Raw genomic sequence first — 12847 nt, forward strand, 5'->3', positions numbered from 1 at the left:
CCCGCCCCCGGGGGGGGGGTTGGCCGGGCCTCGCCCCCCGCCCGCCGGGGGGGGGGGGGGCCGCGGGGGGGGGGGGGGCCGGGGGGGGGGGGGGGCCCCCCCCCCCCCCCCGCGGCCGGCTCTCTCAGCGCCCGTCCTCACCGATGGTCTCGCGGAGTCCGCGCAGGGAGGCGGCCAACAGGCGCGACACGTGCATCTGGGAACATCCCACCTCCTCGGCGATCTGCGACTGGGTCCACTCGTCGAAGAACCGACGACGAATGATGAGCCGCTCTCGCCAGGGGAGCGCGCGCAGCGCCGGGCGGACGGTCGCACGGTCCACGACCAGGTCCAGGGCGGCGTCCTCCGTCCCGAGGTAATGTTCGAGAGTGGTGGGAGCGCCTTCCTCACGGGGCTCGGGTGCGTTGAGCGAGACGGTGTTGTAGGCCTCCGACACCAGGCGGGCCTCCTCCACCTGCTTTTCGGTGATGCCCATCTCTTGAGCGAGCTCGGCGACGTTGGGCGCGCGGTTGAGGCGTTGCTCCAGCTCGGCGCGGACCTTGATCATCTCCGAGCGGCGTGTCTGGGGGTCGCGGGGGGTGTGCACCGCCCAGGTGTGGTCCCGGAAGTGCCGTTTGATCTCCCCGGCCACGGTGGGTGTGAGGTAGCGGATGAACTCCTTGCCACGCTCGGGGGAGTAGCCGCGGATCGCCTTGGCCAACCCGAGGTGGGCGGTCTGTCGTAGGTCCTCCACCCTCTCCCCGCGTCCCCGGTACCGGTTGGCGATGCGGTGCAGGACCGGAAGGTAGTGCTGCGTGATGCGTTCGCGTAGCCGCCTGCTCAGCGGGTCGTCTTGGTCCAGGCTCTTCAACAAGGCCAACAGATCCTCCGCGGAAGCGTCCTGGGAGGGCTCACGACGGGTGGTGACCGCGATGCTGCTTCTGGCCGCGGTGGTGTTCGCTACGGGAGCGGGCATGGTGCGTCTCCTGACCCTTCACGTGTCCGGTGTGCTCGTTTTCGAGTGGTTCGTACGACCCGGACGGGGCGGGGGATCGATGGTTTCCCCGAACGTCGTGAAAAGCGCATCTCCATGGTGCTGCCCGAGAAGTGAGTGTTGAAAAGCGAGCCTGTGGGCTCTTGAGCGAAAACTGTCCTATGTTGAGGTGAGATGCTCCACATATAACGGAAGGGCCTTTTTGAGCGCTGTTCTGTTAATTTCCGCGTGTGAGCCGGGCGTTGGTGAGCCCTTCCGTCAAGGGCGCGGACACGAAGGACGCCGCGGCGCCCTTGTGGACTAGGACGCCGCGGCGGAAACGCTCGTCGGTGTTGGACGAGGCCGTGCGCAGCCGTGGGCGGAGGAGATCCTCCACCCACGACCGCCACGTGTGTTCGTTCAGGTGTCCGACGGCCCCGAATCGGGACTGAGCGGATCGTGGCCCACGCGCATCATCCTCCTGCGCCAGGCGTCGTCCTGGGGCCGTGGATCGGACAGCTCCTCCTGTACGAACCGTGAGACCCGCTCCATCAGGTCGATGTCGTCGGAGGTCACGTCCCTCCTGCGCTTGTCGAGGAGTTGGACGACGCGTTCACCCTCGACGGAGACATCACCGTCGGCGGGAAGCGCCTCCTCCCCCGAGGCGTCCGTGAGCAGCCACCGTCGCAGTTCCTCGCCGGTCATGTTCACCGAGGCGTGGAATTCCTCCCAGAGCCGGTCGACCTCCGGATCACTCGTCGCCATCGTGACGACCCCCTTCCTCTCCCGAGTCGTGGACGTGGCTACCCGGAGCGCGGCCGACTCATTCGGGCGATCGGACATCGATGGGCTCGGGGAGGGCCGGCGGGCATATGACGTTTCGCCCGGCAGAGGGCCGGTTAGGGCCGATGACGAGGACGACGATCGTGAAGGGAGAGGACCATGGTGGACAGCATCACCGAGATCATGAACCCGAGCGTGCGCACCGTCACGCCTGACACCACTTTGCGCGAGGCCGCGGAGATCATGCGTGACGAGGACGTGGGCGACGTCGTGGTGACCTCCTCGGGACGACTGCACGGCATGCTCACCGACCGCGACGTCGTGGTGCGGTGCGTGGCCGAAGGGGGCGATCCCGCGACGGTCCGAGTCGGGGACGTGTGCAGCACCGAGATCGTGACCGTGCCCCGCCAGAGCAGCGTCAAGGACGCCGTCCACACGATGCGCACGGCGACCGTGCGCCGTCTGCCCGTCGTCGATGACGACGAGGTGGTAGGGGTCGTCACGATGGGCGACCTCGCCCAGGCGGTGGACGAGCGGTCCGCGCTGGCCGACGTGAGCCAAGCTCCGCCCAACCGCTGACGGACGTCGTCCGAAAGAGGGCAGGAGCGCCCCGCCCGGTCCGGGGGCCCGGACGGGGCGCTCCCCACGAACGGCCACGCGACCAGGGGGAGAACATGCGAGCAGTGTTGTGGAACGGAACCCGCGACGTCAGGACCGAGACCGTCCCCGACCCGGCGATCGAAAGACCCGACGATGCCGTCATCCGGGTGACCAGTTCCGGCTTGTGCGGATCCGACCTGCATCTTTACGAGGTTCTCGGCCCGTTCATGACGGCCGGAGACATCCTCGGACATGAACCCATGGGCGTGGTCGAGGAGGTCGGTGCGGACGTCACCTCCCTGGTCCCCGGCCGGCGCGTGGTGGTCCCTTTCCAGATCTCCTGTGGTCACTGCCCGATGTGCGGAAGCGGATTGCAGACCCAGTGCGACAACACCCGCGTCCAGGATCAGGGGATGGGCGCGAGCCTTTACGGTTACAGCTCGCTCTACGGCTCGGTCCCCGGGGCGCAGGCCGAGTACCTGCGGGTTCGGCGGGCGCAGGACAACGCCGTACCGGTGCCCGACGAGGGGCCCGACGACCGCTACCTGTACCTGTCGGACGTGCTGCCCACGGCCTGGCAGGCCGTCCGGTACGCGGACGTGCCCCAAGGGGGTTCCGTGGCCGTCCTGGGGCTGGGACCCATCGGTGAGATGGCCTGCCGTGTGGCCCGGCACCTGGGGGCCGAGCACGTGTTCGGTGTGGATCCGGTACCCGAACGGCGCGCGCGTGCCGCCGCTCGGGGCGTGGAGGCGTTCGACTCCTCCCAAGGCACCGACGACCTCGTCCAGGAGATCCGGGGGCGCACCGACGGGCGGGGACCGGACGCGGTGATCGACGCCGTGGGCATGGAGGCCGAGGGCCACGGTTCGGCCTGGCTCGCCCAGCGGGCGACCTCCTTCATGCCCAAGGGGGCCGCGGCCAAGCTCATGAAGAACGCCGGGGTGGACCGACTCGGCGCCTTCCTGACCGCGATCGACCTCGTGAGTCGGGGCGGCACCATCTCCCTGAGCGGTGTGTACGGCGGCATGGCCGACCCGCTGCCCATGCTCACGCTGTTCGACAAGCAGATCCGGTTGCGGATGGGGCAGGCCAACGTCCGTCACTGGGTGCCCGAGATCCTCCCGTTGCTGGACGAGGACGACGTCCTGGGGGTCGAGGACTTCGCCACCCATCACGTGTCCTTGGAGGGGGCCTCGGAGGCCTACCGGCGGTTCCAGGTCAAGGAGGACGGGATCTTCAAGGTGGTCTTTCGACCCTGAACCGGCCGATGCGCGAGGCACGGCGCACGACCAGAGGAGGAGCGAACATGGTGCAGAGCGTCGCCGACCATCTGTTGCGTCGGCTGTCACAGTGGGGCGTCACCGAGATCTTCGGCTACCCCGGGGACAGCGTCAACGGACTGGTCGCCCAAATGGCCGAGATCGAGGACGGGCCCCGGTTCGTGCAGAGTCGCCACGAGGAGATGTCGGCCTTCGAAGCGGTCGGCTACGCCAAGTTCTGCGGCCGCCTGGGCGTGTGCATGGCCACCGGGGGACCGGGGGCCATCCACCTGCTCAACGGTCTCTACGACGCCAAACTCGACCATGTGCCGGTGGTGTCCATCATCGGGCAGGCCAGCCGTAGCGCCATGGGCGGTGCCTACCAGCAGGAGATCGACCTGCACAGCCTGTTCAAGGATGTCTCCTCGGCCTTCCTGGAGACGGTCAACGTCCCCCAGCAGCTTCCCAACGTCTTGGACAGGGCCGTGCGCACTGCCCTGTCCGAGCGGGCACCGACCACGGTGATCATCCCCGCCGACGTGCAGGAACTCGACTACTCGCCGCCCGAGCACGCGTTCAAGCACGTGCCCTCCAGCGCGCCCGACCGTGTGGTGGGCGGGGGTACCGTGCTGCCGCCCGAGAGCGAGCTGGATCGTGCCGCCGAGGTGGTCGACGCCGGTGAACGCGTGGCGATCCTGGTCGGGCAGGGCGCCAGGGGAGCGGCCGACGAGGTGCTGGCCCTGGCCGAGGCGACCGGAGCCGGCATCGCCAAGGCGCTGCTGGGCAAGGACGTGCTTCCAGACGATCTGCCGCAGGTCACCGGGTCCATCGGGCTGTTGGGGACCCGCCCGTCCTGGGAGCTGATGCGCGACTGCGACACCCTGCTCATCGTGGGCTCCAACCTGCCCTACTCCCAGTTCCTACCGCCCTTCGGTCGAAGGGCGGTGGAGATCGACATCGATCCCCGGTTCATTGGAATGCGCTATCCCACCGAGGTCAACCTCGTGGGCGACGCCGCGAACACGCTGCGCGCGCTCAATGAACGCCTGGACCCGCCCGAGGAACGTGGTGAGGGGCGTCGACGGTGGCGCACCACCGTGGAGGACAACGTCCGCCGTTGGTGGTCGGTTCTGGACGCTCAGGCCGGGGTCCGCGCCGACCCCGTCAATCCGATGCTCATCGTCCGTGAACTGTCCTCCCGACTGCCCGAGGACGCAGTGGTCACCGCCGATTCGGGGTCGGCCACCAACTGGTACGCGCGGTTCCTGCGCATGGGCGAGGAGAACCGTGGTTCGCTCTCGGGCACCCTCGCCACCATGGGATGCGCGGTCCCGTACGCGATCGGCGCCAAGTTCGCGCACCCCACACGTCCGGCGATCGCGCTGGTGGGCGACGGGGCCATGCAGATGAACGGGCTCATGGAACTGCTGACCGCGCGCCGCTACCAGCACCTGTGGGACGACCCGCGCCTGGTGGTGTGCGTCCTGCACAACAACGACCTCAACCAGGTCACCTGGGAGCTGCGCGCGATGAGCGGGTCGCCCAAGACCCCTTACTCGCAGGACCTGCCGGACATGTCGTACGCGGTCTTCGCCGAGTCGGTCGGGTTGGTGGGCATCACCGTGGAGCGGCCCGAGGAGATGGGACCCGCCTGGGACCGGGCCCTGGAGGCCGAGGGGCCCGTGGTGCTCGACGTGCACTGTGACGGGGACGTCCCGCCCATCCCGCCCCAGGCCGAGCCCGAACAGGTCACCGACACCGTCAAGGCCCTGCTGAACGGGGACCCCGACCGGGCCGGTGTCGCCGCCCGCGGTCTGGCCACCAAGATCCAGGAGTTCCTGCCGCACCGCCGTTGACCGTCGACCGGACCGCGCCCCGCACCCTTCCCGGAAGGGTGCGGGGCGCGGTGGTCTAAGCGGTCCTCGCCGCTTCCCTCTCGCGTTCCTCCAGACGGCGTCGCTGTGGGACGACCGTGTACTTGGGGTCGGCGGCGGACTGCACTCCGGCCTCGAAGACCCCCAACCGGGTCAGCGCCGAACCCGCGAGCAGCGCGGCTCCGCTGACCGCCGACACCGCACGGCTGCGGCGCCCCAGCACGGCACCGACCGCCCCGGCCAGGGTGAGGGCCTTGGCGGCTCGGGTGAGCCTCCCGGACCGCCCCTGCCCGTAGGGTTCGCCCACCAGCCCCATGCGGCGTTCCATGTACGTGGACGTCGCGACCTCGACCAGGGCGCCGCCCACCGCGACCCGACGGGCCGGACCGCTCTGCGCCGTGGGCGCGACGATCAACCCCATGCCCCCGGCCGCGGAGGCGGCCGAGGAGGCGAACACGAAGGGCATCTCCCGGTACCCGTCGTGCCAGGCGGGTACGGCCGTGTCGCAGATCAGCGGTGCCGTGTAGGTGGCCACGAGCGGACCCGTCAGAGCGGCGCCGGTCGTGGCGGCGCGGCCGATCCGGGGAAACCATCCGGTGGCGGCCGTCACCGCGGCCACCCCGGCCAACGGCCCGTACCCCATGAGGATCCACGAACCCATGCTCATCGGCGAGGTCGGCTTGAACACCCGCAGCATGTTGAGGAAGCGTTCGGGCCGCCCCAGGTCGTGGATGAGCGCCGCCGTCGAACCGGAGATGGCGGCCAGGGCGGTGTACTTCAACGGCCGGGCCAGGTCGGGGCGCCCGGTGTACTCGGCGCCCGCCGCGAGCACGGACGAGGCCCCGGCCAGCCCGCCCAAGAAGAGGTAGCCGCCGATGTCGCGGGCCTCCCACACGATCTGGTTGAGCACCGGCCTGCCGTGGTAGGAGCGGAAGTCGGCGTCGGGGACCCGGGTGGCCTCGCCCCGGCCGCGCCCGCCACGCCGACGGTGATCCCCGTGCCGTTCACGTTGCTCGGCCGATACCACGTCGGTCGCGCCGGTGATCGCCTCACGGCCCGCCGTGCTCGCGCCCTCTCCGGTCTTGTCGGGGGTGGTCATGATCGCCTCCCCGCGAACGCGGCGGTCGCCCCCGCCAGCAGCACCAGCGCCGCCGCGCCGGCGTGACGCCACATCGAGGGCAGGTCCCGGGTGGTCACCACCGGGTCCGGTGGCAGGCCGTACACCTCGGGTTCGTCCAACAGCAGGAAGAACGCCCCGGTGCCGTCGACCCCGTTGTCGGGGTCCTCCCCGTACAACCGGGCCGAGGACACCCCCGCCTCGTGCAGGTCCTCGACCCGATTGCGTGCGCGCTCGCGCAACTCGTCCACGTCGCCGAACTGGATGGAGTCGGTAGGGCAGGCCTTGGCGCAGGCCGGCTCCATCCCCTCACCGAGCCGGTCGTAGCACAGGGTGCACTTCCAGGCCCGACCGTCGACCTCGCGACGGTCGATCACCCCGTAGGGACAGGCGGGCACGCAATAGCCGCATCCGTTGCAGATGTCCTCCTGCACGACCACGGTGTCGAACTCGGTCCGAAAGAGCGCACCGGTGGGGCATACGTCCAGGCAGGCGGCGCTCGTGCAGTGCTTGCACACGTCCGAGGACATCAGCCAGCGGAAGTCGCCCTCGTTCGCCTCGTCGTGCTCCCCGGTGCGCTGACCGGGCAGGTCGAAGGAGGGCATGCCCAGGTTCACCGGACCGGGGCCCTCGTCCGAGGGGCGGCCCACCCCCGAGTCCTGGTGCCCGAGGGGCTCGCGCTGTTCGATGAAGGCCACGTGCCGCCAGGTGTCGGCGCTCAGCCGCCCGGTGTTGTCGAAGGACGAGGCCAGGAAGTTCAGCCCGTCCTCGGGCACCATGTTCCATTCCTTGCACGCCACCTCGCACGCCTTGCAGCCGATGCACACGCTGGTGTCGGTGAAGAAGCCCTTGCGCGACGGGCTTTCGTCCTGCGCCATCAGTCCTCCGTTCCGGTCCGTTCGGTGATGCGGGCCCTGCTTCGATACTCCTCGACCAGGGCCACCCGGTCCGGGCCTCGGGGACGCCGACCGGGTCGGATGTCGGCGGTCAGCGCCTTGACCTCCTGGATGTGCACGTTGGGGTCCAACGAGATGGACATCAGTTCGTTGGCGGCGTCGCCGGTCGAGTACCCGTTGGGGCCCCAGTGGTAGGGCAGACCGATCTGGTGCACGGTCCGGCCCTGCACCCGCAACGGCTTCATGCGGTCGGTGACCAGCACCCTGGCCTCGATGGCGTTGCGGGCGGTGACGATCGTGGCCCACCCACCGTGTTCCAGCCCCTCCTCGGCCGCCAGTTCCGGGCCGACCTCGCAGAAGAACTCCGGTTGCAGCTCCGACAGGTAGGGCGTCCACCGGCTCATCCCGCCGGCGGTGAAGTGCTCGGTGAGCCGGTAGGTCGTCACCACGTACGGGAACACCGACGCCTCCGGAGTGCCGGGCGCCGGGTGGTAGCGGTTGTACTCATGCGGGTAGAGGATGCGGGTGGGGTTGCGCTGGTGCCCGTACAGCGGGTTGGTGAACGGGGTGTCCTGGGGTTCGTAGTGCGTGGGCATCGGGCCGTCGTTGAGCCCGGCCGGGGCGTACAGCCATCCCTTGCCGTCGGCCTGCATGATGAACGGGTCGACGCCGCTGAGCGCAGCCACGCCTCGGGCGTCGTCGGACGGCCGGTATCCGGGTGCCTTGTCGGGTTCGAAGTCGGCGACGTCGTAGCCGCTCCAGCGTTCGGACTCCTCGTCCCACCACACCAGGGCCTTGCGTTCGCTCCACGGGCGCCCCTCGGGGTCGGCGGAGGCACGGTTGTACAGCACGCGCCGGTTGTCCGGCCAGGACCACGCCCACTCGGCGGCGATCCAATCCTGTTCCCGGCCCGGCCTCTTGCGGGCGGCCTGGTTGACCCCGTCCTTGAAGACCCCGCAGTAGATCCAGCAACCACAGCTGGTCGAACCGTCCGAGCGCAATTGCGTGTACCTGCTCAGGGGCCGGCCCTGGGCGTCGTGGCCGTTGATCTCGCCCAGCACCGCCTCGGCGCTGGGCTCGTCCCCCTCCTCCAGCGGGTAGTCCCAGGTGAGATCGAGGATCGGTCGGTCCTTGGGGTCCCCCGACCCTTGGAGTCGTTCCCGGATGAGCCGGCCCAGGTGGTACATGAACCACAGGTCGCTGCGCCGATCACCGTCGGGGAGCACCGCACGATCGTGCCACTGCAGGGTCCGGTTGGTGTTGGTGAAGGTGCCGGACTTCTCCGTGTGCGCGGCCGCAGGGAAGAAGAACACCTCCGTTCCGATGTCCTCGGTGCGCATCTCCCCGGACTCGATCTCGGGGCCGTCCTTCCACCAGGTGGCGCTCTCGATCAGGGAGAAGTCACGCACCACCAGCCAGTCCAGTTCGGCCATCCCGAACCGTTGGGCCCGGCTGTTGGCCGAACCCACGGTCGGGTTCTCACCCATGAGGAAGTAGCCCTTGCAGACGCCCTCGATCTGGGCCATGACCGTGTCGTAGGTACTGTGCGACCCGCTGAGGCGGGGCAGGTGGCCGAAGAGGAAGTCGTTCTCGACGGTGGCGTGATCACCCCACCAGGCCTTGAGCAGGCTGACCGTGTAGGCGTCCATGTTCGACCAGAAGCCCTTGAGCGGCTCTCCGGCGGCCTTGACGTACCCCTCCAGGTCCTGCTCCTCGTGCACGTGCGGCATGGGCAGGTAACCGGGCAACAGGTCGAACAGGGTCGGCACGTCGCTGGACCCCTGGATGCTGGCGTGACCGCGCAACGCCTGGATCCCGCCGCCGGGTCGACCGATGTTGCCGAGCAGCAGTTGGAGGATGGACGCGGTACGGATGTACTGGGATCCCACCGTGTGCTGGGTCCAGCCCACGGCGTAGCAGAACGCGCTGGTGCGGTCGGGGCCGGAGTTGCTCGTGAGGTGGTCGCACACCCGCTCGAACACGTCTCGCGGAATACCGCACACATCCTCGACCATCTGGGGTGTGTACCGCGAGTAGTGGCGTTTGAGGATCTGGAACACGGTGCGCGGGTCCGTGAGCGTGCGGTCCACCTTGGGCGGATTCCGGATCACGGCCCCACCCGAACCGTGCTGCTCCGGACGTGCCGAGTGCCGGGTGCTCGGATGTGGGTCCCCTTGGCTTCGGTACAGCTGGCCACGGTCGCCCGAGGCCGCGGCCACCTCCGTGCCTTCGTAGCTCCAGGAGGTGACGTCATAGGTTCGGTCCTGCCCCGAGAAACCGGAGAACAGCCCGTCCAGGTCCTCGGTGTCCCGGAAGTCCTCGCCGACGATGGTCGCCGCGTTGGTGTACTCCAGCACGTAGTCGTGGAAGTACTTCTCCTCGGTGAGCACGTGGTTGATGATCGCGCCCAAGAACGCGATGTCGGTGCCGGCGCGGATGGGCACGTGCAGGTCGGCCAGCGCACTGGTGCGGCTGAACCGGGGGTCGACGTGGATGACGACCGCTCCGCGCGCCTTGGCCTCCATCACCCACTGGAAACCCACCGGGTGGGCCTCGGCGAAGTTGGAGCCCTCGATCACGATGCAGTCGGAGTTCTGCAGGTCCTGGAGGAACATGGTGGCCCCGCCCCGGCCGAAGGAGGTCCCCAGGCCCGCGACCGTGGAACTGTGGCACACGCGGGCCTGGTTCTCCACCTGGATCACGCCCAGGGCGGTGAGGAGTTTCTTGATGAGGTAGTTCTCCTCGTTGTCCAGCGTCGCCCCGCCCAGGCTGGCGATGCCCAGGGTGCGGGCCACGCGCCGCCCCTGGTATTCCTCCTCCCAGGTCTCCTCACGGGTGCGCACCACCCGGTCCGCCACCATCCGCATGGCGGTGTCCAGGTCCAGTTCCTCCCAGTCGGCGCCGTGCGGAGGGCGGTACAGGACCTTGTCCCGCCGGGAGGGACCGGTCGTCAATTGCAGACTCGCCGACCCCTTGGGGCACAGCCGGCCCCGGCTGATGGGGGAGTCGGGGTCCCCCTCGATCTGGACGACCCTCTCGTCGCGGACGTAGACGTTCTGTCCACAGCCCACCGCGCAGTAGGGGCAGACCGACTTGACCACCCGATCGGCCTGCGCGGTACGCGGACGCAGCCGTTCGCTGCGCTCGGACCTGGCGGCCGATCCCAGTCCCATTCGGTCCTCACCGGTGACCTGCCGCAACACCGGCCACGAACCGAGCCATGTCCACACGCTCATGGAAAACCTCCCGGACCCACGGGCCCTCGACGCGCTTGCCGTGCCCCTGGCTCGACACCGGAGCACGGTCCTCCACCGTGGGACACGAACAAGGGGACGTGCACGGGACAACGCCGAGACTTGACCGAACCACGACCATGTCGGCACCCGGGCACGTCCGTCGTGGGCGCCCGTGTGCGTCCGCTCGCGTCAGGCGAGTTCGGGCTTGCCGAACATCGTGGCGTAACCGGAAGGCAGGTGACTCAGGAGCCGGTTCAGCTCGCCGCCGGAGACCGCCTCGGCCACGGTCGTCAGGACGGCCCCCGAGTCCTGCTCCGCGGTCAGGGCGCGCCCACCGACCAGCTCGGCCACCCGCCGGTGGAACTCCTCGACACCGAAGGCCTCGGCCTCGGGTTGTGCGGCCTCCCGGAAACCCTCGCGCAGCGGTTCGGGCAGTTGTGCGGCCAACTTCTCCGCGGTGTCGCCGGGAAGACGGGTGGCCAGGACGGACAGGACCGCCGTCGTCACCTCCCCGGCCTCCCGCTGATTCTCGTACTCCCCGAGTTCACGCACCCGGGCCAGGAACTCGTCGTCTCGCATGGCACACCTCGCTTCGGGTCGAACCTCGAACGTTCCTTCCGTCGTATCGGCCGCCCTGCCCGGTCGCCGCGTCCGTCAATCGCGGGACACGGGTCCGATGTGGCGGGAGGCGGTCGATGTCGCGATATGACGTGACCATTCGAGTGGTGATGTGCTCAAAGAAATTCGGGGTTAATGTCCCTTCGGATGTTAATTCTCCTCATTGCCGGCCATGAATTCTTCTGTGAGTTCCTCGTGTCCCCCTGGGAAAGTGGTGTCATGCCTGTTAGGTTGGCGGATCGAGTGCGGAACCACTCGTTGACTCCCCGCCGAGAGCGTGCCTTCCATCGATCCGGTATTCGAGGTCGAATCGACTTCTCGGCCGTTCCGCCCATGGTGGTCCGGGTGCGGGCCGAAGGGTTTTGAATCTTCGCAGATCCCTTTCCCCGCCTTTCCAGACGCCGCGGAGCGGGCTTCGCTCACACGCAACCCCAGAAGGAACCTCATGACGGTGGAGACGAAAACCCGGACCTCCGAACCCGAAGGGGTGAGGAACAAGGGCTCGCTCGTGGTGGGATGGTTGACCTCGACCGACCACAAGGTGATCGGGTACATGTACCTGATCACCTCCTTCGCCTTCTTCCTCTTCGGCGGGGTGCTGGCGGTCCTGATGCGTCTGGAGCTGTTCTCTCCGGGCCTGCAGGTCCTGACGAACGAACAGTTCAACCAGATGTTCACCATGCACGGCACGGTCATGCTGTTGTTGTTCGCGACCCCGTTGTTCATCGGGTTCTCGAACGTGATCATGCCGCTGCAGATCGGCGCCCCCGACGTGGCCTTCCCCCGGATGAACCTGTTCAGTTACTACCTGTTCCTGTTCGGCGGCCTCACCACCATCGCCGGGTTCCTGACCCCGGGTGGCGCGGCCAGCTTCGGTTGGTTCGCCTACGCGCCGCTCTCGGACGCGGTGCGCTCACCGGGTCTGGGCGGCGACCTGTGGGTCATGGGTCTGCTCGTCTCCGGTCTGGGCACCATCCTCGGCTCGGTCAACTTCATCACCACCGGCGTGTGCATGCGCGCACCCGGTATGACGATGTTCCGCATGCCGATCTTCACCTGGAACACCATGCTCACCGGTGTCCTGGTGCTCATCGCCTTCCCGGTCCTGACCGGAGCCCTGATCGCGCTGGGCGCCGACCGCATGGTCGGCACCCACGTGTTCGACCCGGCGCACGGCGGCGCCATCCTGTGGCAGCACCTGTTCTGGTTCTTCGGTCACCCCGAGGTGTACATCATCGCGTTGCCGTTCTTCGGCATCGTGACCGAGATCCTGCCGGTGTTCAGCCGCAAGCCGATCTTCGGTTACAAGAGCCTGGTGGCGGCCACCATCGCCATCACCGGGCTTTCGGTCACGGTGTGGGCGCACCACATGTTCGCGACCGGCGCGGTGTTGTTGCCGTTCTTCTCCTTCATGTCCTTCCTCATCGCGGTACCGACCGGTGTGAAGTTCTTCAACTGGATCGGCACGATGTGGCGGGGGCAGCTCTCCTTCGAGACGCCGATGCTGTTCAC

Annotated in this window: 10 protein-coding genes; 4 read left to right on the forward strand and 6 right to left on the reverse strand. The window is 68.5% G+C overall.

The window, feature by feature from the left end; genetic code table 11:
- Positions 1 to 124: 124 nt before the first annotated feature.
- On the reverse strand, positions 125 to 955 hold the full coding sequence (locus ABZ717_RS27450; protein ID WP_358515787.1) for a SigB/SigF/SigG family RNA polymerase sigma factor: 831 nt from the start codon (positions 953 to 955) through the stop codon (positions 125 to 127).
- Between the two features lie 417 nt (positions 956 to 1372).
- A complete protein-coding gene (locus tag ABZ717_RS27455) occupies positions 1373 to 1717 on the reverse strand; it encodes a DUF3140 domain-containing protein (protein ID WP_358515790.1) in 345 nt (114 codons plus the stop codon).
- 177 nt (positions 1718 to 1894) lie between these two features.
- Between ABZ717_RS27455 and ABZ717_RS27460 the strand changes: the two genes are divergently transcribed.
- The 3 genes from ABZ717_RS27460 (at position 1895) to ABZ717_RS27470 (ending at position 5450) form a co-directional block, all read left to right on the forward strand.
- On the forward strand, positions 1895 to 2314 hold the full coding sequence (locus ABZ717_RS27460) for a CBS domain-containing protein (RefSeq protein ID WP_358515793.1): 420 nt from the start codon (positions 1895 to 1897) through the stop codon (positions 2312 to 2314).
- A 95-nt stretch (positions 2315 to 2409) separates the two neighbouring features.
- Positions 2410 to 3594 carry an alcohol dehydrogenase catalytic domain-containing protein gene (locus ABZ717_RS27465; protein ID WP_358515796.1) on the forward strand — a complete coding sequence of 395 codons (1185 nt, stop codon included), beginning with the start codon at positions 2410 to 2412 and terminating at the stop codon, positions 3592 to 3594.
- Between the two features lie 47 nt (positions 3595 to 3641).
- Positions 3642 to 5450: a thiamine pyrophosphate-requiring protein gene (locus ABZ717_RS27470; RefSeq protein WP_358515799.1), complete on the forward strand. Its 1809-nt coding sequence runs from the start codon at positions 3642 to 3644 to the stop codon at positions 5448 to 5450.
- 55 nt (positions 5451 to 5505) lie between these two features.
- On the opposite strand, the gene nrfD is transcribed toward ABZ717_RS27470, so the two are convergent.
- From nrfD to ABZ717_RS27490, 4 genes are all read right to left on the reverse strand, one after another.
- Positions 5506 to 6567 carry an NrfD/PsrC family molybdoenzyme membrane anchor subunit gene (gene nrfD / locus ABZ717_RS27475; RefSeq protein ID WP_358515802.1) on the reverse strand — a complete coding sequence of 354 codons (1062 nt, stop codon included), beginning with the start codon at positions 6565 to 6567 and terminating at the stop codon, positions 5506 to 5508.
- Positions 6564 to 7463: a 4Fe-4S dicluster domain-containing protein gene (locus ABZ717_RS27480; protein WP_358515805.1), complete on the reverse strand. Its 900-nt coding sequence runs from the start codon at positions 7461 to 7463 to the stop codon at positions 6564 to 6566. The genes nrfD and ABZ717_RS27480 overlap by 4 nt, the downstream gene beginning before the upstream one ends.
- Positions 7463 to 10717, reverse strand: a complete 3255-nt coding sequence (fdh, locus tag ABZ717_RS27485) for a formate dehydrogenase (protein ID WP_358515808.1) — start codon at positions 10715 to 10717, stop codon at positions 7463 to 7465. The genes ABZ717_RS27480 and fdh overlap by 1 nt, the downstream gene beginning before the upstream one ends.
- 189 nt (positions 10718 to 10906) lie before the next feature.
- Positions 10907 to 11296, reverse strand: coding sequence for a DUF2267 domain-containing protein (locus ABZ717_RS27490; RefSeq protein WP_358515810.1), 390 nt, complete (start codon positions 11294 to 11296; stop codon positions 10907 to 10909).
- A 484-nt stretch (positions 11297 to 11780) separates the two neighbouring features.
- Between ABZ717_RS27490 and ABZ717_RS27495 the strand changes: the two genes are divergently transcribed.
- The coding region (locus tag ABZ717_RS27495) for a cbb3-type cytochrome c oxidase subunit I (RefSeq protein WP_358515813.1) at positions 11781 to 12847 on the forward strand (1067 nt) is incomplete at its 3' end.

Source organism: Nocardiopsis sp. NPDC006832, assembly GCF_040635885.1.
GTDB lineage: Bacteria > Actinomycetota > Actinomycetes > Streptosporangiales > Streptosporangiaceae > Nocardiopsis.

Excerpts from the sequence above, each read along its gene's own strand:
- ABZ717_RS27450 (WP_358515787.1), bottom strand. The coding sequence starts at position 955 with ATGCCCGCTCCCGTAGCGAACACCACCGCGGCCAGAAGCAGCATCGCG.
- ABZ717_RS27455 (WP_358515790.1), bottom strand. The coding sequence starts at position 1,717 with ATGGCGACGAGTGATCCGGAGGTCGACCGGCTCTGGGAGGAATTCCAC.
- ABZ717_RS27460 (WP_358515793.1), top strand. The coding sequence starts at position 1,895 with ATGGTGGACAGCATCACCGAGATCATGAACCCGAGCGTGCGCACCGTC.
- ABZ717_RS27465 (WP_358515796.1), top strand. The coding sequence starts at position 2,410 with ATGCGAGCAGTGTTGTGGAACGGAACCCGCGACGTCAGGACCGAGACC.
- ABZ717_RS27470 (WP_358515799.1), top strand. The coding sequence starts at position 3,642 with ATGGTGCAGAGCGTCGCCGACCATCTGTTGCGTCGGCTGTCACAGTGG.
- nrfD (WP_358515802.1), bottom strand. The coding sequence starts at position 6,567 with ATGACCACCCCCGACAAGACCGGAGAGGGCGCGAGCACGGCGGGCCGT.
- ABZ717_RS27480 (WP_358515805.1), bottom strand. The coding sequence starts at position 7,463 with ATGGCGCAGGACGAAAGCCCGTCGCGCAAGGGCTTCTTCACCGACACC.
- fdh (WP_358515808.1), bottom strand. The coding sequence starts at position 10,717 with ATGAGCGTGTGGACATGGCTCGGTTCGTGGCCGGTGTTGCGGCAGGTC.
- ABZ717_RS27490 (WP_358515810.1), bottom strand. The coding sequence starts at position 11,296 with ATGCGAGACGACGAGTTCCTGGCCCGGGTGCGTGAACTCGGGGAGTAC.